Raw genomic sequence first — 24,246 nt, 5'->3', positions numbered from 1 at the left:
ATAGCCGCCGCTCGCCCGCGGCCTTTCGAGATGCTTACATGGGCGGCGCTGGCGAGCGCTCAGCCCGCTGTTGCTCACGCTGTCACTCACGCTGTGACTCATATTGGCACTGTAGACGCGCCCCTCGCGCGTGGATAGCGCTTACCTCGACCGTTGGCCGTTCGGCCGAGTATTCGCGCTTGGCCCCATTTCGCACAATTTCCCCATCGACGCGCTGCGAACGGTTTGCGGCGCGCGCAAGTATGGGAGGAATGCAATGGGTTTCGGGAATCCGGTGTTGTTGGGCGCGCGCCGCTTTGCCGCAGGCGTGGATCTGGGCCCGCGAGGTGTCACGCTGGTCGTGTTGAGCCAGCGCATTGTCGGGGCGGGGCCGGTCCGGCTCGAATGGCTGGCGAGCGCGCCGCTCGCGCGCGAGGCGATGGCGGGTGCGGAGATCATCGACCGGGCGGCCATTGTCGCCGCGCTTCGCAGCGTGTTTGGCGAGTTGCCGCGCGCCAGTGCCACGGCGTCGCTGCGCTGTGCCATGGCGATGCCCACGAGCGCCACGCTCATCGCGACCGTGCCGCTTGCGCGTCTTGCGCCAGCGGGCGCGGTGGACGAGTCCGGCATTCACGCGGCGCTCGAGCCGCTCGTGCTCGCGGAGGCGGAACGCGTGGCGGGCATGGAGCGCGGCGAGCTGGCGGTCGACTGGAGTGTGTTGCCGGCCACGCCACGCAGCCACGAAGCGCATGTGATGATCGCCGCGACCGCACGGCAGCATCTCGAAGCGCGCATCGAATGCGCAGCAATGGCGGGCGTGACGCTCTGCGCCGTCGACGACGAGGCGCACGCCGCGTTACGCGCCATGCGTCACGCTGCGGTGTACGAGTTGCCGCCGCACGAGCCTTGGGTCGCGATCTGGGTCGGCCCGGAAGGCGTGCACGGCTGGTTTCTCGCCGACGACTCGGTCATCCGGCACACGCGCTTTCCCGCGCTCGAACATGCCGATCTCGTGGAGGCGCTGCGCGACCTCGTCGGCGGCGAGCAGCCCGGCTGCGTGCAGATCTCGGGCGAGTTTGCCATGCTGCGCGGCGTGAACTTCACGCTGGCCGACATTGGCGACGCGCTGGCCGCGCCGGTGCTGCCCTTCGAATGTGGGCCGCTGGCCGACATCGAGTGGCCGCTTGCGGCATCGCTTTTGCACGATCCGGCCTGCGCGGTGGCGTTCGGACTCGCGTTGCGCGGGGTGGCGGAATGACGCTCGCGCGCGCCGTGCGCGTGTTGCCGCGCCGGGCCATCGGCGGATTCAACCTGCTGCCGTGGCGGCAGCGCGCCATCCGCCGGCTGCGTCGCAGGCGCCTCGTCGAATGGGGCGCCGCGGCGCTCGGCGGGTGCGTGTGCGCGCTTGGCGTCGTGCTTTGGCAGCACGTCGAATGCCGCGCGCTCGTGGATCGGCGCGAGGCGCTCGAAGGGCCGCTGGCGCAGTGGCGTGCGCCGCTCGCCGAGGCCCAGCGTCTTGCGCGTGAAAGCGAAGCGCGGCGCGTTGGCGACCAGCACGCTCGGCTGTACGCGCGGGTTACGACGCGCTTTTTCGCCCTTGCAGATGCGCTGGCGAGCGACGTGCCGCCTCGCGTCGGCTTGCAGCAGCTCGCGCAATCCGGCGATGAGACCGATATTCAGGCGAGCGCGGCGGACGAATCGGCGGCGGCGGCCTGGCTTGGCCAGCTACGCTCGCTGCCCGATGTCGAAGCCGTGAGCGTGCGCGAACTCAAACGCGGCGCACCTGCTGGGGCTGCACGCGGCACGGCGCCCGACGGCGAACCGATACGCGTGGCGGCGCATCTCGTCTGGCAAGGCGCGAACGCTTCGCCGCGGCCCGGCGTACCACGAGCGCGCGAGGCGGCGCGAGCGTCGAGCGGTGCCGCGGCGAAGGAGGCCACATGAGCACGATTTCGGCGCACGAGGATCGGGAGCGAGGGCTTCTTTCGACTCAGGCGGGCGCGGGCAACGCGTTGCGCGGATGGTCGCCGCTTCACGCGTGGAACGCACGCCGCCGGCTAACTGCCGCACTGACGATTGCGGTGCTTGCCTTCGCGACGGCGAGCGGGGCTTGCATCGTCGGCGATCCGCTTGGCGTGCATGCAGCGCGCACCGCGCTGGAGGACGCTCAAAAGCGGTACCGCGACGCCCGGCAAGTCCTGGCTGGCCTGCCCGCGCTGCGCGAAGCTGCAGCACGCACGCCTTCGCCTGCTCCCCGCACTGGCAATTCCGCCGACGACATTCGCCGCGTCTCGCAACTCGCCGCGCAATCGGGTCTCGTACTGCATGCCCTCGAGCTAGGCGCCGCGGGCGGTACGCAAGTCGATACGTTCCGCGCGATCAAGCTGGTCGCACAAGGCAGCTTCGCACAACTGCGCGGACTGCTCGAAGGGTTGGCGCGCGAGCCGGCCCTCACGGCGCCATCCGAGCTAGCCATTCGGCGCACTGGAACGGGGTTGTCAGTCTCGGCTACGTTGCGTGTGTACGATGCGCTTCCCGCTGTGCCGCTGGTGTCGGAATCTTCTGAGACGGCGTCGCCCGCAGCGCCGGCTCGCGATCCTTTCGCCAACGCGGCGGCGGGCGGAGGAGCGGAAGACGGGTGGCGCCTCGCCGGCATCCTCCAGGATCGGCAGCGCATCGTCGCGCTCGTGGAAACACCTGAGGGCGTCGTAACTGCGCGGGCGGGCGAGGCGATCGGCGACACTCGCGTGCTGGAGATCGGCCCGGCGCGGGTCGTCGTCGCGGCGGGCGGGACGACGCGCGCGCTCGGCTGGGCGGAGGCAGTGAAATGAGCGTGCTCAAGTGGGGCGTTCGTGTCCTCGTCGCTGTGATGGTTAGCGTTGCCGGGTGCGCTGCATGGGCCGCGGTGCCGTTGCCGCAACCCGCATGGGTGCGTTCGCCGGTGGCGCTCGCGCGCTACGAAGCGCCGCCGTTACCCGATGGGGCGGCCGAGCCCGAAGCAACGCGTTGGATCGCCAATCCGTTCACGGGAGCCAGCGAAGTACCTACGCCTCAAGCCACGTCGGAAGACGGCTCGCCCGACAATGCGGACGGCGCTCCCGGCGTGACGACGCCCGTCGCCCAACCGTCGCGCGAACCCGCTAACGACACGCCTGCGCCCGCGTCGCTTGAAGGGCCGCCCGTACCCATGCGCGCGCCGCTGCGCCTTGGCGACGCCTCGACAGCAAACGACGGCTTGCCGCCCGACCGGCCGATCACGCTCAATTTCCAGCGCGCCGATCTCACGGCCGTTCTGCACGCGTTTGCCCAGTTCACGAAACTCAATATCGTCGCGAGCGAACGGGCGCGAGGTCAGGTGACGCTGCGCCTCGAACGCGTGCCATGGCGCACCGCGTTCGACCTGCTGCTGGAGGCAAACGGCCTTGCGATGTCGCGCATCGGCGATGTGATCTGGGTCGCACCCGCCGCGGAGGTGGCCGCGCGCGAGCGGCAGCGTTACGAGGCGCACGCACGGGCGGCGGAGCTGGAGCCGCTCGCAAGCCGCTCGTTCGAGCTGCACTACGCGCGTGCCGAGGATTTGCGCCGGTTCCTGACGGGCTCAGGCACGCAGCGCGCACTGTCGAAGCGCGGCACGGCGGTAGCGGACGCGCGCACGAACCTCCTGTTCGTCACCGACCTGCCGGCGCGGCTCGACCAGATTGGCGAACTGGTGCGGCGACTCGATGCGCCGGCGCGCCAGGTGCTGATCGAGGCGCGTATCGTCGAGGGCGACGAGGGGCTCTCGCGCGAACTGGGCGTGCGTCTTGGCGTGACGCCGGCGAATGCGGACGGCGCGATGGCCCGAGGCGTGACCACGGGAGCGGACGGCACGGTCTACGACCTTGCGGCGGGCCCGATCTCCGGCTTCGAGGCCGCGGGCCTTGGCCTCACGCTGCTGGCCGCGCGCGCCACGCGGTTGCTCGACATCCAGTTGAGCGCGCTCGAAGCCGAAGGGCGCGGGCGCGTAGTGTCGAGTCCGCGTGTCGTTACCGCCGACCGCACGAAGGCCGTTGTCGAGCAGGGGACGGAACTGCCTTATCAAGCCAAGGTCGGGCAGGGCGTGTCGGGCGTGCAGTTTCGGCGCGCCAGCCTGAAACTCGAGGTCGAGCCGCAGATCACACCCGATGGCCGCGTGATTCTCGATCTCGACGTGGCGAAGGACAGTGTCGGCGAGCAAACGGCCGCCGGGCCTGCGATCAACACCAAACACGTGCAGACGCGCGTGGAGATCGAGGACGGCGGCACGGTCTCGATCGGCGGCATCGACGCGACGGATGACCGCGAAGATGTGACGCGTGTGCCACTCCTGGGCAAAATACCGGTTCTGGGCGCGCTTTTTTCACATCGCGCACACCGGGATCAGCGCAGCGAACTGGTGGTTTTCATCACGCCGCGCGTCGTGGAGTCGAATTGACCCTCATTCTCCGGGCGAACCCGTCCCGCGTGCGCGGGCATGTGCTTGCGGGGCCGGAACGCCGGGGACGCAGGCTCGACAACGCCGCCGCTTTGCCAGTAAGCTGCGGCACCAACCTTTCGTAGGAAACGCTGCAAGTGCGGGACGCAAACGCCAATGTATTTTTCGTAGGGCTCATGGGCGCCGGCAAGACGACCGTGGGCCGGGCGGTCGCGCGCCGGCTGGAGCGTCCGTTTTTCGACTCCGATCACGAGATCGAGGCGCGCACGGGCGCGCGTATCCCGGTGATCTTCGAGCTCGAAGGCGAAGCGGGCTTTCGTGACCGCGAGGCCCAGATGATCGAAGAGCTCACGGGCCGCGAAAACATCGTCCTCGCCACGGGCGGCGGCGCCGTGCTGCGGCCCGAGAATCGCGCGGCGCTCAAGGCGCGCGGCTTCGTCGTGTATTTGCGCGCGCATCCGCACGATCTGTGGCTGCGCACGCGGCGCGACAAGAACCGCCCGCTCCTGCAAACCGAAGACCCCAAGGCGCGGCTCGAAGCGCTCTACGAGGTGCGCGACCCGCTCTATCGCGAAGTCGCGGACTTCGTGATCGAAACCGGCCGGCCCTCAGTCAACGGACTCGTCAACATGGTGCTGATGCAGCTCGACATGGCCGGCGTCGCGCGGGCCACGGCGCGCGAGTAGGGCGCAGGTCGCGCGGTTATCTCGCAGGCCAGGCAACTCATCGGAACCCACAAGATTCAGAGCATGATTACCGTCAACGTCGAACTGGGCGACCGCGCCTACCCCATCCATATCGGCTCCGGCCTGATCGGCCAGACGGCGCTCTTCGCGCCCCATATTGCCGGCAACTCGGTCACGATCGTGACGAACACCGTCGTCGACCCGCTCTATGGCGAGACGCTGCGCGCCGCGCTCGCGCCGCTCGGCAAGGACGTCAACACGGTCGTGCTACCCGACGGCGAGGCGCACAAGAACTGGGAAACGCTCAACGAGATTTTCGACGCGCTGCTCACCTCACGCGCCGACCGCAAGACCACGCTCATCGCGCTGGGCGGCGGCGTGACGGGCGACATGACAGGCTTCGCGGCCGCTTGCTACATGCGCGGCGTGCCGTTCATCCAGGTGCCGACCACGTTGCTTTCGCAGGTCGACTCGTCGGTGGGCGGCAAAACGGGCATCAATCATCCGCTCGGCAAGAACATGATCGGCGCGTTCTACCAGCCGCAAGCCGTGATCGCCGATATCGGCGCGCTCGCCACGCTGCCGGAGCGCGAACTGGCGGCGGGCATTGCCGAAGTCATCAAGACCGGCGCGATCGCCGACGCCGAATTCTTCGACTGGATCGAAGCCAACGTCGAGGCGCTCAACCGCTGCGAGCCGCAAGCGCTCGCGCACGCGGTCAAGCGCTCGTGCGAGATCAAGGCCTCGGTCGTGGCCGCCGACGAGCGCGAAGGCGGCCTGCGCGCCATCCTCAACTTTGGCCACACGTTCGGCCATGCGATCGAGGCCGGGCTCGGCTACGGCGAGTGGCTGCATGGCGAGGCGGTGGGCTGCGGCATGGTGATGGCGGCCGATCTCTCGGTGCGCGTGGGCATGCTGGACGAACCATCGCGCGCGCGCCTCGTGCGCGTGGTCGAGGCAGCGAAGCTGCCGGTGCGCGCGCCCGCGCTCGGCGCAGACCGCTACGTCGAGCTGATGCAGGTCGACAAGAAGGCCGAGGGCGGGGCGATCAAGTTCATCCTGCTCAAGCGCTTTGGCGAGACCCACATCGGCCGCGCGCCCGACGAAGCGGTGCAGGCCACGCTCGCCGCCACGACGCAGAGCTGATGCACCGCCGGCGATAACCCCTTGCGGAGGAACGGTGAGCGACACCCGCAGCGATAACCGTAGTGATCCTCGTAGTGATCCCCGTAGTGACACGGGTCGTGATGTTCCTTCTCAGGCCGCCGATGCCAGCGCCGCGCTCGTAGCGTCGTTCGAGGCGGGCCTCGCGCCTTACGCGGCGCACGCCTCGCGCTCGCGCGGGCGGCGCTATCCCGAGCCGCCGCCTGCCGCGCGCAGCGAATTCCAGCGCGACCGCGACCGCATTGTCCATTCCACGGCGTTTCGCCGGCTCGAATACAAGACTCAGGTGTTCGTGAACCACGAGGGCGATCTCTTTCGCACGCGGCTCACGCATAGCCTGGAAGTCGCGCAGATCGCACGCTCGGTCGCGCGGAACCTGCGCGTGAACGAGGATCTGGTCGAGGCGATCTCGCTCGCGCACGACCTCGGCCATACGCCGTTCGGCCATGCGGGCCAGGACGCGCTCAACGAGTGCATGCGCGAGCATGGCGGTTTCGAGCACAATCTGCAGAGCCTCGCGGTCGTGGACGAGCTCGAAGAGCACTACGGCGCGTTCGACGGCCTGAACCTGTGCTTCGAGACGCGCGAAGGCATTCTCAAGCACTGCTCGCGCGAGCATGCGCGTCGGCTAGGCGATCTGGGCGAGCGCTTTCTGCTCGGCAGGCAGCCGTCTATCGAAGCGCAGATTGCCAACATCGCCGACGAGATCGCCTACAACAACCACGACGTCGACGACGGCCTGCGTTCAGGCCTGCTCACTATCGAGCAGCTCGCCGAAGTCGAGCTCTGGCAGACGCACTACGACGCCGCGCGCGCCGAATATCCGCAGATCGAAGGCCGCCGGCTGATTCACGAAACCGTGCGGCGCATCATCAACACGCTGATCGTCGATCTGATCGGGCAGACGCGGCGCAATCTCACCGAATGCGCGCCGCAGTCGCTCGACGACGTGCGCGCCGCGCCGCCGCTCGTTGCGCACAGCGAGCGCGTGGCCGCGCAGGCGGCCGCGCTCAAGCGCTTTCTCTACCGCAACCTGTACCGCCACTATCGTGTGATGCGCATGGCCAACAAGGCGCGGCGCGTGGTGAAGGGCTTGTTCGATGCGTTCAGCGAAGACCCGCGCCTGTTGCCGCCCCCGTACCAGACGCAGGACGCCGCCGTGCAGCCGCGGCTGATCGCGCATTACATCGCGGGCATGACGGACCGCTATGCCCTGAAGGAGTACCGCCGTCTTTTCGTCGTTGCCGACGACGTTTGATCGCGCGACTCCCCCCACCTCACTGCCCCTGCCGATTTCGGGAGCTCATTTGATCAAGTCCTGGCCGTATCCGCGCGTTGCCGCGCACCGAGGGGGCGGCACGCTTGCGCCCGAGAACACGCTGGCGGGCCTGCGCGTCGGCGCGAGCTTCGGTCATAAGCTGGTCGAATTCGACGCCAAGCTGTCTGCCGACAATGTCGCCTTCCTGCTGCACGACGACACGGTCGAGCGCACGTCGAATGGTCGCGGCGCGGCGGCGCGCATGCGCTACGCGGAGCTTGCCGCGCTGGACGCGGGCAGCTGGCGGGACGCGCGCTTTGCCGGCGAGCCGATGCCGACGCTCGCGCAAGTCGCCGCGTGTTGTCGCGAGCTGGGGCTCGCGGCGAACGTGGAGATCAAGCCCTGCACGGGCCGCGACGTGGAGACGGGGCGCATTGTCGGCGCCGAAACGGCGCGTCTCTGGCAAGCGGAGAACGAAGGGCAGGTGGGCATGCCGCCTTTGCTCTCGTCTTTCTCCTATGCGGCTCTTGAGGCGGCGCGCGAGAGCGCGCCGGACCTGCCGCGCGGCCTGCTGTTCGAGCACGTGCCGGCAGACTGGCGCGAGCAGACCGCAGCGCTCGACTGTGTGTCGCTCCACGCGAGCCATCGCCACCTGGACGAGGCGCTCGTCAAACGCATCAAATCGGCGGGGCTCTTCATCCTCGCCTATACGGTGAACGACCTCGACCGCGCGCGCCAGCTCGCGAGCTGGGGCGTCGACACGGTCTGCACCGACCGCATCGACCTGATCGGGCCGTACGCGCTCGACGCCTGAGCAGCGCTTGCACTTGATCCGGGCGGCCAGCGCCCGGACCGTCGCTCAGCGGGCGCGCGCTAGCAGCGCGCCCACCACCAGCGCCACGCCACCGACGATCGCTACGGCCTGCCAAGGGTTGCGGTGCACGTAGTCGTCTGCGCCGGCAATGGCCGCGTCGGTATGTTCGCGCGCGGTGGCGCGCGCCACTTCTAGCCGCTCGCGGGCGGCGTCGAGACGCTTGCGGATGTCGGCGCGCAGCGCGGCGGCATCGGCCTGGGTTCCTTCGCCCAGCGTGTTTTCCAGCTCGGCGAGCAGATCACGCAACTCGTCGGTGATATCGGCGGCGGCGCTGCGGCCGCGGCGCGCGATGCGCCGCGCGTGGCGGCTCGTGCGCGTCCAGGAATCTCCGAGGGCTTCTCGCGTGTTCGGAAAGGCGCTCATGTATGGCTCCGTCGTTGAAAAGTCACAGGTAAAAGGCTCGCCGCGGCGCGCACGAAAAAGGGCGCAGGAGGGCGAGAACCGGAGTGCAAGTATTGCGCAATTCCGGTGCCCGGGACTTGAACGAGTGCAGCAAGTCAGTCGCAAACGCCCGCCAGACGGGGCTTCGCGCTCTGGTGACAAAACAGGTGATTACGGGGACAGCACGCTTTTTCCCAGAGGCATAGAATCAGGATAAGCCCATGCGAAGGCGGGGAAAATCCGATGGAGACGCTAAGGCAGGAAGGGCGTGGCAGGGCGGAAAACGCCGCCCTTCGCCAGGTGCCGCAGGGGCGAGGCGAAGGGCCGGCGCGAGGTAGTGCGGGGCGCCGGAGCGCGTTAGAAGTTGTAGCCGACCTTCAGGTATGTCACGAGCGGGTTCAGGTGAATCTTCGATTCCGCGACTCGCTGGGTGCCGAGCTGGTTGTTGACCGTCGTGTTGTACGTCGCGGTCACGCTGATCGGAATGTACGAGAGCGAGAAGCCGGCGAACCAGTGCTTCGTGAAGTTGTAGTTGAAGCCCAGGTTAAACACGGGGGCCCAGGAACGATCTGTCGAAACACTGGTCGGACCCCCAAGCACGCCCTGTTCGAAGGCGCCGTTGGTGATGTGAGCGTCGGTGAACCAGGCATAGGTGACGCCAATGCCGAGGTAAGGACGGAATTTTGCTTCAGGGCTGTTGAAGTAGTACTTGAACAGCAGCGCGGGGCTCCACAGTTTCGCCTCGCCGACCTTGCCGAAGCTGCTGAAGGTGCCGCCGCCGGAGATGTCGAACTTCGGCGGAATGCCCAGTTCGGCTTCGGTGGCGAAGTGATCGGTGATGTAGTAGCCGATGGAGACGCCCAGGGTGTCGGCCGAACCGATGCTGGCGCCCGTGTTCGGAATGGACATGTTGACGGGCGTGCCGCCTGCGCTGTCAATCTTTAGCGGGTCGCTGGTGTCCTGCGGCATGAAGCGGAACCAGCCGGTGGTGACGTAGAACGTGTTTGCGGATTGTGCGTGTGCTGCCGTGAAACTGGCGAGCGCGGCGACCCCTGCCAGCGCCTGTTTTAATTTCATATTAATGCTCCTCCATGAAAGGCCCGCCCATTATGAACACAACGTTTGCAACAAACCATACGCGACCGTTAGAGCTTTTTTACTAAGCGCCGCGAGCTTTCCGCCGAAGCCGCATGCCAGCGAGAACTAGCGCTGGTGGGGCCTGGCGGGTCTGCGGGTATTCACCAACGGAACCAGGAAAATCGAGCATGGCACGGCTTGCACGTCTTTATGTTCCCGATCAGCCGCAGCATGTGATCCTGCGCGGACTCGATCAGCAGCCCGCGTTCGTCGATGACCAGGATTACGAACTGTTCATCGACTGCCTGAAGGCCGCGGCGCGCGATCATCATCTGGCGGTTCATGCGTGGGTTTTGATGCCCGGCGCGGTGCAACTGCTCGTCACGCCCTCCGACGAATCCAGCCTGCCTAAGGCAATGCAGGCGGTCGGCCGGCGCTACGTGGCGCATTTCAACCGGCGCTATGCGCGTCGCGGCACGCTCTGGGAGGGGCGCTACCGCGCGACGGTCATCGAGGGCGAGCGCTTCTTCCTGCTGGCGAGCCGCGTCGTCGAGCTCGCGCCAGTGCGCAGCCATCTCGTCACGGCGCCCGAGGACTATCGGTGGTCGAGCTACCGCCATCACATCGGTCTCACCGTCGACAGCCTCATCACCGACCATCCGCTGTACTGGGCGCTCGGCAACACGCCGTTCGAGCGTCAGCGCGCGTATCGCGAACTCTGCGAGCAGGCGCTCGACGAACGCGAAACGACGCAGCTCATGCAGGCCACGCTCAAGGGCTGGGTGCTCGGCAGCGACACTTACCGCGATTGGGCGTCGCGCACGGCGAACCGGCGCGTCTCGCCGCTGCCGCGCGGGCGCCCGCGCAAGGTGCGTGAAGCGCCGGGCGCGGCCCCGGCAGCTCCGGGCGCAATTGGCGCGGCGGCCACGGCGAGTCCGGCTTCGACGCCTGCGGCCGGATCCGGCGGCGGCGCAGGTCAATCCGCCCCTTATTCGACGCCGCACTCCGGCGCCAATCCGGCCGGTTCGGCGGCAACGCATGGGAGCGGCCACGCCGGGAGTGGTTCGGCTACAACACCGGGTGGAAATACAGGGGGCCAGAGTGGCCATTCCGGCGGTTCACCGGGTTCCGGTGGTGGCGGTTCGACCGGTTCGAGTTCGGAGCACGAGGAGCGCAAGCCAGGCACCGGCACCCACTGATTGCTTTTCGGATCAAGTGTTTACGAGATAAACGGCGTCTTAGGATGCCGTTTTCTTTTGCCCGAATTTGGTATGGCACCATTAAAAAAATGTGCGGATGCACCAACTCGATAATTGGGGCTCAATCACCACGTTTTATTTGCATCCCCTTGATTCGTCGCGTATATTCGCCTTTCGGCTCTCCTGGGCGCATAACGCGGGAAGCACGTAATACCCCGCGCAACGCCGTACAGCGGTCACGCAAGCGGCGGGAATCAAAGAACACAACGGCTGGCAACAGCCCCACTCTGACGGTGTCCCCATGAACGATCACCAGCAGCGCGCCGCGGTGCCCGCCGCGCAAGGTCTGTATGACCCGCAAAACGAACACGACGCGTGTGGCGTCGGCTTCGTCGCCCATATCAAGGGCAAGAAGAGCCACGAAATCATTCAGCAAGGCCTGAAGATTCTCGAAAACCTCGACCACCGGGGCGCAGTGGGCGCCGACCCGCTGATGGGCGACGGCGCGGGCATCCTGATCCAGATTCCGGACGCGTTCTACCGCGAAGAGATGGCCAAGCAGGGCGTGACGCTGCCGCCGTTCGGCGAATACGGCGTCGGCATGATCTTCCTGCCGAAGGAACACGCCTCGCGTCTCGCGTGCGAGCAGGAACTCGAGCGCACGGTGCGCGCCGAAGGCCAGGTCGTGCTGGGCTGGCGCGACGTGCCGGTCGATCACACGATGCCGATTTCGCCCACGGTGAAGGCGAGCGAGCCGCTGATCCGCCAGATCTTCATCGGCCGCGGCAAGGACGTGATGGTCACGGACGCGCTCGAGCGCAAGCTGTACATCATCCGCAAGACCGCGAGCCACCGTATCCAGGCGCTCAAGCTCAAGCACGGCAAGGAATACTTCGTGCCGTCGTGCTCGGCGCGCACGGTCGTCTACAAGGGTCTGCTGCTGGCGGGCCAGGTCGGCGTGTACTACCGCGACCTGCAGGACGAGCGCGTGGTCTCGGCACTGGCGCTCGTGCACCAGCGCTTCTCCACGAACACGTTCCCGGCGTGGGAACTGGCTCACCCGTACCGCATGATCGCCCACAACGGTGAAATCAACACCGTGAAGGGCAACGTGAACTGGCTGAACGCCCGTACCGGCGCGATCGCCTCGCACGTGCTCGGCGACGACCTGCCGAAGCTCTGGCCGCTGATCTATCCGGGCCAATCGGATACGGCATCGTTCGACAACTGTCTCGAACTGCTGGTGATGGCAGGCTACCCGCTCGTCCACGCGATGATGATGATGATCCCGGAAGCCTGGGAACAGCACACGCTGATGGACGAGAACCGCAAGGCGTTCTACGAATACCACGCTGCGATGATGGAGCCGTGGGACGGCCCCGCCGCGATCGCCTTCACCGACGGCCGCCAGATCGGCGCCACGCTCGACCGTAACGGCCTGCGTCCGGCGCGCTACATCGTCACCGACGACGACCTGGTCATCATGGCGTCGGAAGCCGGCACGCTGCCGATCCCCGAGTCGAAGATCGTCAAGAAGTGGCGTCTGCAGCCGGGCAAGATGTTCCTGATCGACATGGAACACGGCCGCATCATCGACGACAAGGAACTGAAGGACAACCTCGCCAACGCCAAGCCGTACAAGAGCTGGATCGACGCCGTGCGCATCAAGCTCGACGAGATCGAGCCGAAGGCGGAAGACGTCGCGACCGCGCGCGCCGAAGCCGCCGCGCTGCTCGACCGTCAGCAGGCGTTCGGCTACACGCAGGAAGATCTCAAGTTCCTGATGGCGCCGATGGCGATGTCGGGTGAAGAGGCGGTCGGTTCGATGGGCAACGACTCGCCGCTGGCGGTCATGTCCAACAAGAACAAGACGCTCTACAACTACTTCAAGCAGCTGTTCGCGCAGGTCACGAACCCGCCGATCGACCCGATCCGCGAAAACATGGTGATGTCGCTCGTGTCGTTCATCGGCCCGAAGCCGAACCTGCTCGACACCAACAACATCAACCCGCCGATGCGTCTCGAAGTGTCGCAGCCGGTGCTCGACTTCAAGGACATCGCGAAGATCCGCGCGATCGAGCAGTACACGGGCGGCAAGTTCAGCAGCTACGAGCTGAACATCTGCTATCCGGTGGCCTGGGGCAAGGAAGGCATCGAAGCGCGTCTCGCGTCGCTGTGCGCGGAAGCCGTCGATGCGGTCAAGTCGGGCTACAACATCCTGATCGTGTCGGACCGCCGTGCGGACCGCGACAACGTCGCGATTCCCGCGCTGCTCGCCACCTCGGCGATCCACTCGCACCTCGTGCAGCACGGTCTGCGCACGAGCACGGGTCTCGTCGTGGAAACGGGTTCGGCGCGCGAAACGCACCACTTCGCGCTGCTCGCCGGTTTCGGCGCGGAAGCCGTGCACCCGTACCTCGCGATGGAAACGCTCGCGCAAATGGCGCAGGGCCTGAAGGGCGATCTGTCGGGCGAGAAGGCCGTCTACAACTTCACGAAGGCGGTGGGCAAGGGCCTGCTCAAGGTGATGTCGAAGATGGGCATCTCCACGTACATGTCGTACACGGGCGCGCAGATTTTCGAAGCGGTGGGTCTGGCTGACGATCTGATCGCCAAGTACTTCAAGGGCACCGCCTCGAAGGTGGGCGGCATTGGCCTGTTCGAAGTGGCGGAAGAAGCGATCCGTCTGCACCGCGATGCATTCGGCGACAACCCGGTTCTCGCCAACATGCTCGACGCGGGCGGCGAGTACGCCTACCGCGTGCGCGGCGAAGACCACATGTGGACGCCGGACGCGATCGCCAAGCTCCAGCACTCGGCGCGCAGCAACTCGTATCAGACGTACAAGGAATACGCGCACCTGATCAACGATCAGACGAAGCGCCACATGACGTTCCGCGGTCTGTTCGAGTTCCGTCTGGACCCGGCGCGCGCGATCTCGATCGACGACGTCGAACCGGCCAAGGAAATCGTCAAGCGCTTTGCGACTGGCGCGATGTCGCTCGGTTCGATCTCGACCGAAGCGCACGCTACGCTCGCCGTTGCGATGAACCGTATCGGCGGCAAGTCGAACACGGGTGAAGGCGGCGAAGACGAGAAGCGTTATCGCAACGAGCTGCGCGGCATTCCGATCAAGAACGGCGACACCATGCGTTCGATCATCGGCGAAGAAGTCATCAAGGACATCCCGCTGAAGGATGGCGACTCGCTGCGCTCGAAGATCAAGCAGGTTGCGTCGGGCCGCTTCGGCGTGTCGGCGGAGTACCTGTCGTCGGCGGATCAGATCCAGATCAAGATGGCGCAGGGCGCGAAGCCGGGCGAAGGCGGTCAGCTGCCGGGCCACAAGGTTTCGGAGTACATCGGCAAGCTGCGTTACTCGGTGCCGGGCGTGGGCCTCATCTCGCCGCCGCCGCACCACGATATCTACTCGATCGAAGATCTGGCGCAGCTCATTCACGATCTGAAGAACGTGAACCCGGTTTCGTCGATCTCGGTGAAGCTGGTGTCGGAAGTGGGCGTGGGCACGGTGGCAGCCGGTGTGGCGAAGGCCAAGGCAGACCACGTCGTGATCGCCGGTCACGACGGCGGCACGGGCGCATCGCCGCTCTCGTCGCTCAAGCACGCTGGCACGCCGTGGGAACTCGGTCTCGCCGAAACGCAGCAAACCCTGGTGCTGAACCAGCTGCGCGGCCGTATCCGCGTGCAGGCCGACGGTCAGATGAAGACGGGCCGCGACGTGGTGATCGGCGCGCTGCTCGGCGCGGACGAATTCGGCTTTGCGACGGCGCCGCTCGTCGTGCAGGGCTGCATCATGATGCGCAAGTGCCATCTGAACACCTGCCCGGTTGGCGTCGCGACGCAAGATCCGGTGCTGCGCGCGAAGTTCTCGGGTCAGCCCGAGCACGTCGTCAACTTCTTCTTCTTCATCGCTGAAGAAGTGCGCGAAATCATGGCGCAACTGGGTATCCGCAAGTTCGACGATCTGGTCGGCCGCGCGGATCTGCTCGACACGCGCCGTGGCGTGGAACACTGGAAGGCGAAGGGTCTCGACTTCTCGCGCGTGTTCTATCAGCCGTCGGTTGGCGAGGAAGTCGCCCGCAAGCACGTGGATACGCAGGACCACGGTCTGGACCGCGCGCTCGATCACACGCTGATCGAGAAGGCGAAGGCCGCGATCGAAACGGGCGAGCACGTCTCGTTCATCCAGCCGGTGCGCAACGTGAACCGTACGGTCGGCGCGATGCTTTCGGGCGTCGTCGCGAAGAAGTACGGCCACGACGGTCTGCCGGAAGACACGATCCATATCCAGTTGAAGGGTACGGCGGGTCAGAGCTTCGGCGCGTTCCTCGCACGCGGCATCACGCTGGACCTCGTGGGCGACGGCAACGACTATGTCGGCAAGGGCCTTTCGGGCGGGCGCATCATCATCCGTCCGACCAACGACTTCCGCGGCAAGTCCGAAGAAAACATCATCTGCGGCAACACGGTGATGTACGGCGCACTCGAAGGCGAAGCCTTCCTGCGCGGCGTGGCGGGCGAGCGCTTCGCGGTGCGTAACTCGGGCGCGACGGCGGTTGTCGAAGGCACGGGCGACCACGGCTGCGAATACATGACGGGCGGCACGGTGGTCGTGCTCGGTGAAACGGGTCGTAACTTCGCGGCGGGCATGTCGGGCGGTATCGCCTACGTGTACGACCCGGACGGCACCTTCGCCGGCAAGTGCAACAAGTCGATGGTCGCGCTCGACCCGGTCCTGCAACAGGCCGAACAGGAACGCACCGTGGACCGCGCACTGTGGCACACGGGCCAGACCGACGAAGCGCTGCTCAAGGGACTCGTCGAGCGTCACTTCCAGTTCACGGGCTCGCCGCGCGCAAAGGCGCTGCTCGAAAACTGGGATGCGGCGCGCCGCCAGTTCGTGAAGGTGTTCCCGACGGAATACAAGCGCGCACTGGGCGAACTCGGCGCGAAGAAGGCAAGCCAGGAAGAACTGGCCGCCTGATTTGCCAACCGAGCCGCGACGAAGCAATTCCAAGACGACGAAGCGCCCGCCGCGCGAGAAGAAACGCGGCGGCGGGCGCGGTCCCCTCACCGAATAGATAGAGATAGACGAGAACCCTATGGGTAAGGCAACCGGTTTTCTCGAGTTCGAGCGCCAGCATGAGGCGTACGAAGCACCGCTCACGCGCGTGAAGCACTACAAGGAATTCGTGGCGGCGCTCTCCGACGCCGACGCGAAGGTCCAGGGCGCACGCTGCATGGATTGCGGCATCCCGTTCTGCAACAACGGCTGCCCGGTCAACAACATCATTCCGGACTTCAACGACCTCGTGTTCCGCCAGGACTGGAAGAGCGCGATCGACGTCCTGCATTCCACGAACAACTTCCCCGAGTTCACGGGCCGCATCTGCCCGGCGCCCTGCGAAGCGGCGTGTACGCTCGGCATCAACGACGATCCCGTCGGCATCAAGTCGATCGAGCACGCGATCATCGACAAGGCCTGGTCCGAAGGCTGGGTCGCGCCGCAAGTCGCGAAGCACAAGACGGGCAAGAAGGTTGCCGTGGTCGGTTCGGGCCCCGCGGGTCTCGCCGCCGCGCAGCAACTCGCGCGCGCCGGCCATGAGGTGACGGTGTTCGAGAAGAACGATCGCGTAGGCGGCCTGTTGCGCTACGGCATCCCCGACTTCAAGCTGGAAAAGTGGCTGATCGATCGCCGCATGCGCCAGATGGAAGCCGAAGGCGTGACGTTCCGCACCAACGTGTTCATCGGCAAGGGCGAGCTGCCTGCTTACATCGGCAACACGGCGAAGGAAACGATCTCGCCGGACGAGCTCAAGGATCAGTTCGAAGCGGTCGTGATCGCGGGCGGTTCGGAAACGCCGCGTGATCTGCCGGTGCCGGGCCGCGAACTCGAAGGCATCTACTACGCCATGGAGTTCCTGCCGCAGCAGAACAAGGTCAACGCCGGCGACAAGCTGCCGAACCAGTTGCTCGCCAAGGGCAAGCATGTGGTCGTGATCGGCGGCGGCGATACGGGCTCCGACTGCGTGGGCACCTCGAACCGTCACGGCGCGAAGAGCGTCACGCAATTCGAACTGCTGCCGCAGCCGCCGGAGGAAGAGAACAAGCCGCTCGTGTGGCCGTACTGGCCGATCAAGCTGCGCACGTCGTCGTCGCACGACGAAGGCTGCTCGCGCGACTGGTCGGTCGCGACCAAGCGCCTCGAAGGCAAGAACGGCAAGATCGAGAAGCTGATCGCCGCGCGCGTGGAGTGGAAGGACGGCAAGATGGTCGAAGTGCCGGGTTCGGAATTCGAAATGAAGGCCGATCTCGTGCTGCTCGCCATGGGCTTCACGCAGCCGGTTTCGCCGGTGCTCGAAGCATTCGGCGTCGAGAAGGATGCGCGCGGCAATGTGCGTGCTTCGACCGAAGGCGAAAAGGCGTACTACACGTCGGTCGACAAGGTCTTCACCGCTGGCGACATGCGCCGCGGCCAGTCGCTCGTGGTGTGGGCGATCCGTGAGGGCCGTCAATGCGCACGTTCCGTCGATGCCTATCTGATGGGCAGCTCGGAGCTGCCGCGTTAAAGCCGGATCTGGGACCAGAGTAAGCGCTAAAGCGCTAACTCTGGTCGACACGTGAGGGCCGTCAATGCGCACGTTCCGTCGATGCGTATTTGATGGGCAGCTCGGAGCTGCCGCGTTAAATCCGGTGTGTCCCGCACTAGACGGGACATACGGGAGACGGCAGGAGACACAATGACAGAAGCCGGGCACCCGCAAGGGTGACCCGGCTTTTTTACGCGCGTGCCACTCAGGCCGACAGACAGGGTTACCATGACGCGATTGCCCGACCGAACGAGGCCCGCCGATCATGTCCGAAGCCCGCGAGACCGATCGTGACACGCAGCAATGGCGGCGCTGCTTCATCGCGCTTGCGCCCACTGCGGCCTCGCGCGATGCGCTCGCCGCGCTGGACGTGCCGTCCAACGCGCGGCGCGTGCCGTACGCACAACTCCATTTGACGGTGACATTCATCGGCGCGATGTCGTTCGACCAGGGCGACGTGCTCTCGCGGCGGCTCGCGGAGCACGCGCCGCTCATTCCGCCCGCGCCGGTCACGCATATCGAATGCTGGCCGGGACGCGCGCATCCGCGCCTCATGGTGGCCGTGCTCGCGATGTCGGACGCCTTCACGGCGCTCGACTGGCGCGTGCGCTCGCTAATCGGAGACGTGGGATTGCCGCTCGACGCGCGCGCGTTCCGCCCGCACGTGACGCTCGCGCGTTTCGCGCGCGACGCCGTGGGTGCGCCGGCGGCAAGCGGCGCCGAAGCGCTGCCGCCGTTGTGCTTCGAGTCGCTGGTGCTGTATTCGAGCACGCTCGCGAAGCAGGGCGCGCGCTACGAGGCGTTGGCGAGCGTTGCGCTCGAGTGAGTTGCCGCCGCGCGTGGGAGTCCCTGCCGCCGATTAATGGCGATACCGGGCCAGCGTCAAACCATCGAGATCGATTTCCGGCTCGCGCTGCGTGACGAGGTCCGCGAGCACGCGGCCCGAGCCCATCGACATCGCCCAGCCGGTCGAGCCGTGCCCGACGTTCAGCCACAGGCCATCGACGCCCGAGGTGCCGAGGAGCGGCGCGCCGTCCGGAACCATGGGCCGGCGTCCCACCCAGAATTGCGCCGACGAAGGCGTCGCCGCATGCGGGAACCAGTCGTCGAGCACCTTCATGAGCGTTTGCAGCGCCTGCTCGCGCAGCGTCGCGCGGTGGTCGCCCAGCTCCGCCGTGCCCGCGACGCGCAGATACGGACCGAAGCGCGTGATCGCCGTCTTGAGCGACTCGTCCATGAGCGCGGCGCGCGGGGCCTTTTGTTCGTCGACCACGGGCAGCGTGGCCGAATAGCCTTTCACCGGATACAGCGGCACGCGCACGCCAAGCGGTGCGACCAGCGCCGCGCTCTCCACGCCCAGTGCGACCACGACGGCATCGGCGGCGAGCGTGTGCGGCGTGTCGTCGGCGGGCTCGCTGCGCTCGGCCGGGCGCAGCACCTCGGCCGGCGCGCGGCGCTGCTCGCGCCGGTCCTTGCGGTTGTTCGCCTTGCGGCGGCCGGGCACCGCGCGCACGCGCACGCCGTTCACCTTGCCGCCCGCGGCTTCGAGCGCGAGCACCTCGGTATCGAACAGAAACGTCACGCCGCGCGCCTCGCACACGGAGCGCAGTTCGCGCGTGAAGCGTGCACAGTCGCCGGCCTCGTCTTCGGGCAGATAAACGCCTGCCACCGGTTTGACGCGCGACCAGGCGAGCCCGGGCTCGACCTGAGCGCAGGCGGTGGCATCGAGCTCGCGGTAGACGATGCCCGCATCGCGCAGCACGCCGAGCGCCGGTTGCGCGAGTTCGAGGTCGTACTCGCTGCGAAAGAGTTGCAGATAGCCTTGGCTGCGGCCGTACTCGAACGCGTGCGTGGCGCGAAACGCGTGCAGGCATTCGCGGCTGTAATAGGCGATGCGCTGCATGCGCTGCTTGTTCACGCGAAAGCGCGCGAGATCGCATTCGCGCAGCCAGCGCGCGATCCAGCGCCACTGCGCGGCGTCGAGCGTGGGCCGGAAGATGAGCGGCGAGGTGGGCTTGAGCAGATATTTGATGAGCTTCGCGGGCATGCCCGGCGCGGCCCACGGCGTGACGTAGCCGGGCGCGATCACGCCGGCGTTGCCGAAGCTCGTGCCGAGCGCGACGCCCGGTTCCCGTTCGACGACCGTGACGTCGCAGCCTCGTTCGCTCAAATAGTACGCAGTAGCGACGCCGATCACACCGGCGCCGAGGACGATCGTTTTCATGCCGGTCGCACAACAGGGAGGGACGGTCGGTATTGCAGCATGTTCGCGCTCATCGTGCAGTGGACTCCGCAGACGGGCGCTCGCCCGCAGCAGCAGGGGTTTCCTCGGTCAGCACCTTGCCCTTCGTCTCCGGCAGGCAGAGCGCCGCGACGATCACAAGCAGATAGCCCGCGCCGGCCACCACGCCGATCGCTTTCACGAGCGAGGTGGTTTGCGCGAACACGCCGACGAGAATGGGGAAAAACGAGCCGAGGCCGCGCCCGAGGTTGTAGCAGAAGCCCTGGCCCGAGCCGCGGATCGCGTTCGGGTAGAGCTCGGAGAGATACGCGCCCACGCCCGCGAAAATGCCTTGCACGACGATGCCGAGCGGAAAGCCGAGCAGGAGCATGGCGGTGTCGGTGATGGGCAGCATCGTGTAGGCCATGCCGAGCGCAAACGAGCCGATGGCGAACAGGATGAACGAGGCGCGCCGGCCGATCTTGTCGCAGAGAATCGCGCCGACGATATAGCCCGTAAAGGAGCCGACGATCAGCACGATCAGATAGCCGCTCGTGTTGAACACCGAGAGGTGGCGCACCGTCTTGAGGTAGGTGGGCAGCCACGTGGTGATCGCGTAGTAGCCGCCGAGCATGCCGGTGCACAGCGCACTGCCGAGCAGGGTCGTGGCCAGATGCGCGGGCGCGAAGATCTGCATGAAGTGGCTGCGCATCGCGCCGCTTTCGCGCGCGCGGCGCGTCGCGACGAACACATCGGGGTCGCTCACGTTGCGGCGCACATAGAAAATCCACAGTGCCGGCACGATGCCGATCCAGAAGCACGCGCGCCATGCGTACTCTTCGGGGAGCAGCGCGAAGAAGGCCCAGTAGAGGATGGCGGCCGCGCCCCAGCCGAACGACCAGCTGCTCTGCACCGTGCCCACGGCCTTGGCGCGATGCTGCGGCGAGCGGATCGTTTCGGCCATCATCATCGTGACGACCGTCCATTCGCCGCCAAAGCCGATGCCTTGCAGCGTGCGCGTGGCGAGCAGCTGCCAGAACGAGTGCGTGAAGCCGGAGAGGCAGGTGAAGACCGCGAAGGTGGCGATGGTCCACTGCAGCACGCGCACGCGGCCGTAGCGGTCGGCGAGGATGCCGGCGAGCCAGCCGCCGATTGCCGAGGAGATCAGCGAGCTGGTCGCGATCATGCCGGCCTCGCTCTTGGTCATGCCCCAGGTCGCGATGAGCGTCGGGATCAGGAACGAGTAGATCATGAAGTCGAACGCGTCGACGGCGTAGCCGCCGAAACCCGCGTAGAGCGTGCGCCGCTCGCGCGCGTTCAACTCGGTGAACCATTGAAAGTAGCCCATCGCGTGTCTTCCCCCATATTTGTTGTGCGCGCAACGAGCCGGCCAGGCGGCGCGTGCGGCGCTTGCGACCCGGCTGGCGCAAACGCCCTGGGTGGCGTGTGCGCTCGACGCTGGCGGGCTGCGCGGTGCAACGCCGCCCGTCCCCGGTGTGCTGGGTGGGTATTTTACGGTGCGAAAGCGTACTGAGGCGAGGGGCAATTTGGGGCGTCCGCTATCGTCTCAATCCGATGTTTAGTTCGATAGCAAGCGAACGATGGCGCGCGCGGGGCCGCACGGCGCTACAGCGTGAGCCCGCCGTCGATGTGGATCACCTGGCCCGTGATGTGGCGCGCGGCGTCCGAAAGCAGGAAGGCGATGAGTTCGGCGACATCGGTGGGATCCGCCACGTGGCCGAGCGGCGTTTCCTGCGCCGCGCGCTCCCACACCGGCGCGTTTTCCGGCGTGGGGCCTTGGTCCTTGCGCGTATAGCCGGGCGCGACGCAGTTCACGGTCACACCGTGCGGCGCCAGCTCCGCGGCGGCGGTTTTCGCGAGCGATTCGAGCGCGGCCTTCGCGGCGCCAGTCGCGGCGAACGGCGCGCCGGCGCGGTAGCGGTGCGCGACGAACGAACTCAGCGCGACGACGCGGGCGCGCGCCGAGCGCTCCAGCGCCGGCCGCGCGCGTTGCACGAGCGCAGCGAACGCGGCGGGCATGGCCGCGAATGCGCTTTCGAGCGACGCGGCGTCGAGCGTGGCGAGCGTTTGGCGCTGCGCATGTCCGGCGTTGGCGACGATCTGGTCGAGCGCGCCGAAGTACGCGAGTGTGGCATCCACGAGCGCCGCTGCGTTGCCGCGCTCCGCCAGATCGCCGCATGTCGTGGCGCAGATGGCGCCCCGTTGCTCACAGTCCGCGCTGACGGTTATGAGCCGCGCACGCGACGCCTCATCCGCACCGCGTGCGTGCAGCATCAACGACACACCAGGCGCTGCGATGCGACGCGCGAGCGCCGCGCCGATACCCGAGCCCGCGCCCGTAATCAGGACGACGCGCGCCGAACTTGCGCTCACGCGGCAACCCGCTCTTCAGGCATGCGCTCGATCTCGAGCGTTTCGTGGTGGTACGCCGCAAGCGACTCGCGGTGCGCCACGCTCACGATCGCCGCCTTCGGCAGGCGCTCCACGAACAGCTTGTAGAGACGGCTTTCGTTATCGGGGTCGAGCGCGCTCGTCGCTTCGTCGAGGAACAGATAGTCGGGCTTGTGCAGCAGCACGCGCGCGCCCGCGAGGCGTTGCTGCTCGCCCGGCGAGAGCACGCGCGACCAGTGCGCCGACTCGCCGAGACGATCCGCATACTCGTCGAGGCGGCAGGCGCGCAGCGCTTCGCGGCAGTCCTCGTCGCTATAGTCGTCGGCGGGCGAGGGATAGGTGAGCGCCGCCTTGAGCGTGCCGATGGGCAGATAGCTCTGCTGCGGGATGAACATCATGCGCGCATCGACAGGCGCGTCGATCGAGCCTTCGCCAAATGGCCAAAGGCCCGCGAGCGCGCGCATGAGCGTGCTCTTGCCCGCGCCCGAGGGGCCGCGCACGAGCCAGCGCGAACCCGGCTTGATGGCGATGTCGCGCACTTCGGAGAGCGGCATGCCGTTGGGCAGCGCGAGCTTGAGGTGCTCGGTGGCGAGCTCGCTGCTGTCGATGAAGTGCAGGTTGATGCCGCCGTGCTCGGTGGCGGGCGAGACCGATTCCTTCAGGCGCGGCGAGTGCACCACACGCACGAATTCGCGCAGACGATTCACGGTAGCGCGCCATTCGACCAGCGTGGAGTAACTGTTGATGAACCACGAGAACGAGTCGCTCACGGTGCCGAACGCCTGCGAGATCTGCATCAGCACGCCGAACGTGAAGGCGCCCGCGAAGTAGCGCGGCGCGGCCACGACGAGCGGGAAGATGATGGCGATCTGGCCGTAGAAGCTCAGCACGAAGGTGAGGCGCTTCGTGTACTTCATCACGCGCCACCAGTTCTCGCGGATGTGCTGGAAGAGGCCTTGCGCGTTGCCGCGCTCGGTGTCCATGCCGTCGTAGAGGGCGATCTGCTCGGCGTTCTCGCGCAGGCGGATCAGGCCGAAGCGGAAGTCCGCCTCCACCTTTTGTTGCTGGTAGTTGATCGACACGAGCGGGTGGCCGACCTTCTGGATCACGAGCGAGCCGAACACGGCGTAGAGCGCGGCGGCCCACACCATGTAGCCCGGAATCGCGAGCGGCGTGCCGCCCAGCGTGATCGTGAGCGCACCCGCGAGCGTCCACAGGATCGTGATGAACGAGATGAGTGTGACGACCGTGGAGAGCAGGTCGAGCGTGAGCGAGAGCGTGGTCGTGGCGAACGACTGGAGGTCGTCGCTGATCCGCTGGTCGGGGTTGTCGGCGAGGCGGTCGCGCTCGATACGGTAGAACGCGCCCTTGCCGAGCCAATCGCTCAGGAAGCGCGTGGTGAGCCACTGGCGCCAGCGAAAGCCGAGCATCTGGCGCAGATACCGGCCATACACCGCGAGGATGATGAAGCCGAACGCCAGTTCGGTGAAGGTCATCAACAACGGCGGGAAGCGTTTGACGTCCTTGGCCTGCAACGCGTTGTAGAACTCCGCGCTCCAGCCGTTGAGCCGCACGTTGATCCACACGACTAGCAGGTTCATCACGATGATCGCGACGAGCAGCCCCCAGGCGATCCAGCGTTCCTCGGATACCCAGTAGGGCTTGATCAGGCTCCACGCGGTGATCTTCTGGTGCTCGTTCTGATCGGGCGTGGCGCGGGCAGGTTGATTGGTCATGTGCGTCCTGAAGATGTGGCGGCCCGCTGGGGGCATGCGCTTTGCGCCGCATGGCGGCGGTGCAGCGATTTTTTGCAGCGATTCTGTCGCCGGGCGCTTAAGTGAGTCTTAATGGGCAAAAAACGGAGGCAAAAGCGCACGCCGGCGCCGCCGTAGCGTGGCGCCCATTGTCTCACCGCGCGGGCTCGGGAGGCGAAA

General features: G+C 66.7%; 17 protein-coding genes and 1 pseudogene. 12 read left to right on the top strand and 6 right to left on the bottom strand.

The window, feature by feature from the left end; genetic code table 11:
- Window positions 1-256: 256 nt before the first annotated feature.
- The 8 genes from pilM to ugpQ all read left to right on the top strand — a co-directional run bounded on the left by pilM (window position 257) and on the right by ugpQ (window position 8,354).
- Window positions 257-1,237 (top strand): type IV pilus biogenesis protein PilM, encoded by a 981-nt coding sequence (pilM, locus tag FAZ97_RS12960; protein WP_158758776.1) that lies wholly within the window; start codon window positions 257-259, stop codon window positions 1,235-1,237.
- The gene (locus FAZ97_RS12955; RefSeq protein ID WP_158758775.1) at window positions 1,234-1,923 is read left to right on the top strand and encodes a PilN domain-containing protein; all 690 of its coding nucleotides are present in this window, start codon (window positions 1,234-1,236) and stop codon (window positions 1,921-1,923) included. The genes pilM and FAZ97_RS12955 overlap by 4 nt, the downstream gene beginning before the upstream one ends.
- On the top strand, window positions 1,920-2,810 hold the full coding sequence (locus FAZ97_RS12950) for a serine/threonine-protein kinase (RefSeq protein ID WP_158758774.1): 891 nt from the start codon (window positions 1,920-1,922) through the stop codon (window positions 2,808-2,810). Before FAZ97_RS12955 ends, FAZ97_RS12950 begins: the two co-directional genes overlap by 4 nt.
- The gene (pilQ, locus tag FAZ97_RS12945) at window positions 2,807-4,432 is read left to right on the top strand and encodes a type IV pilus secretin PilQ (RefSeq protein WP_158758773.1); all 1,626 of its coding nucleotides are present in this window, start codon (window positions 2,807-2,809) and stop codon (window positions 4,430-4,432) included. Before FAZ97_RS12950 ends, pilQ begins: the two co-directional genes overlap by 4 nt.
- A gap of 131 nt (window positions 4,433-4,563) precedes the next feature.
- Window positions 4,564-5,118 carry a shikimate kinase AroK gene (gene aroK, locus FAZ97_RS12940; RefSeq protein ID WP_158759164.1) on the top strand — a complete coding sequence of 185 codons (555 nt, stop codon included), beginning with the start codon at window positions 4,564-4,566 and terminating at the stop codon, window positions 5,116-5,118.
- A gap of 63 nt (window positions 5,119-5,181) precedes the next feature.
- On the top strand, window positions 5,182-6,264 hold the full coding sequence (gene aroB / locus FAZ97_RS12935) for a 3-dehydroquinate synthase (protein WP_158758772.1): 1,083 nt from the start codon (window positions 5,182-5,184) through the stop codon (window positions 6,262-6,264).
- A gap of 34 nt (window positions 6,265-6,298) precedes the next feature.
- Complete coding sequence (locus FAZ97_RS12930) at window positions 6,299-7,540, top strand: deoxyguanosinetriphosphate triphosphohydrolase (RefSeq protein WP_158758771.1); 1,242 nt, start codon at window positions 6,299-6,301, stop codon at window positions 7,538-7,540.
- Window positions 7,541-7,589: 49 nt separating this feature from the next.
- A complete protein-coding gene (gene ugpQ, locus FAZ97_RS12925; protein WP_233271588.1) occupies window positions 7,590-8,354 on the top strand; it encodes a glycerophosphodiester phosphodiesterase in 765 nt (254 codons plus the stop codon).
- Window positions 8,355-8,399: 45 nt separating this feature from the next.
- Here the strand turns inward: ugpQ and FAZ97_RS12920 are convergent, their stop codons facing one another.
- Both FAZ97_RS12920 and FAZ97_RS12915 read right to left on the bottom strand, forming a co-directional pair.
- Window positions 8,400-8,777, bottom strand: a complete 378-nt coding sequence (locus FAZ97_RS12920) for a DUF883 family protein (protein ID WP_158758770.1) — start codon at window positions 8,775-8,777, stop codon at window positions 8,400-8,402.
- Window positions 8,778-9,152: 375 nt separating this feature from the next.
- Entirely contained in the window at window positions 9,153-9,872 is a 720-nt protein-coding gene (locus tag FAZ97_RS12915) for an OmpW/AlkL family protein (RefSeq protein ID WP_158758769.1), read from the bottom strand.
- Window positions 9,873-10,060: 188 nt separating this feature from the next.
- Here FAZ97_RS12915 and FAZ97_RS12910 point away from each other — a divergent pair.
- The 4 genes and pseudogenes from FAZ97_RS12910 to thpR form a co-directional block, all read left to right on the top strand.
- A pseudogene (locus FAZ97_RS12910) lies at window positions 10,061-10,750 on the top strand (transposase); the annotation flags it as partial.
- 622 nt (window positions 10,751-11,372) lie between these two features.
- On the top strand, window positions 11,373-16,073 hold the full coding sequence (locus FAZ97_RS12905; protein WP_158758768.1) for a glutamate synthase-related protein: 4,701 nt from the start codon (window positions 11,373-11,375) through the stop codon (window positions 16,071-16,073).
- Between the two features lie 118 nt (window positions 16,074-16,191).
- On the top strand, window positions 16,192-17,658 hold the full coding sequence (locus tag FAZ97_RS12900; RefSeq protein WP_158758767.1) for a glutamate synthase subunit beta: 1,467 nt from the start codon (window positions 16,192-16,194) through the stop codon (window positions 17,656-17,658).
- Between the two features lie 286 nt (window positions 17,659-17,944).
- A complete protein-coding gene (gene thpR, locus FAZ97_RS12895; protein WP_158758766.1) occupies window positions 17,945-18,505 on the top strand; it encodes an RNA 2',3'-cyclic phosphodiesterase in 561 nt (186 codons plus the stop codon).
- Between the two features lie 33 nt (window positions 18,506-18,538).
- Here the strand turns inward: thpR and FAZ97_RS12890 are convergent, their stop codons facing one another.
- The 4 genes from FAZ97_RS12890 to FAZ97_RS12875 form a co-directional block, all read right to left on the bottom strand.
- Complete coding sequence (locus tag FAZ97_RS12890) at window positions 18,539-19,903, bottom strand: D-amino acid dehydrogenase (protein ID WP_158758765.1); 1,365 nt, start codon at window positions 19,901-19,903, stop codon at window positions 18,539-18,541.
- A 49-nt stretch (window positions 19,904-19,952) separates the two neighbouring features.
- On the bottom strand, window positions 19,953-21,248 hold the full coding sequence (locus FAZ97_RS12885; RefSeq protein ID WP_158758764.1) for an MFS transporter: 1,296 nt from the start codon (window positions 21,246-21,248) through the stop codon (window positions 19,953-19,955).
- Between the two features lie 278 nt (window positions 21,249-21,526).
- On the bottom strand, window positions 21,527-22,294 hold the full coding sequence (locus FAZ97_RS12880; protein ID WP_158758763.1) for an SDR family NAD(P)-dependent oxidoreductase: 768 nt from the start codon (window positions 22,292-22,294) through the stop codon (window positions 21,527-21,529).
- Window positions 22,291-24,048, bottom strand: coding sequence for an ABC transporter ATP-binding protein/permease (locus tag FAZ97_RS12875; RefSeq protein ID WP_158758762.1), 1,758 nt, complete (start codon window positions 24,046-24,048; stop codon window positions 22,291-22,293). The genes FAZ97_RS12880 and FAZ97_RS12875 overlap by 4 nt, the downstream gene beginning before the upstream one ends.
- Window positions 24,049-24,246: the final 198 nt, after the last annotated feature.

The sequence above is a fragment of the Paraburkholderia acidiphila genome, assembly GCF_009789655.1.
Taxonomy (GTDB): domain Bacteria; phylum Pseudomonadota; class Gammaproteobacteria; order Burkholderiales; family Burkholderiaceae; genus Paraburkholderia; species Paraburkholderia acidiphila.
This window is presented reverse-complemented; position numbering and strand designations above follow the sequence as displayed.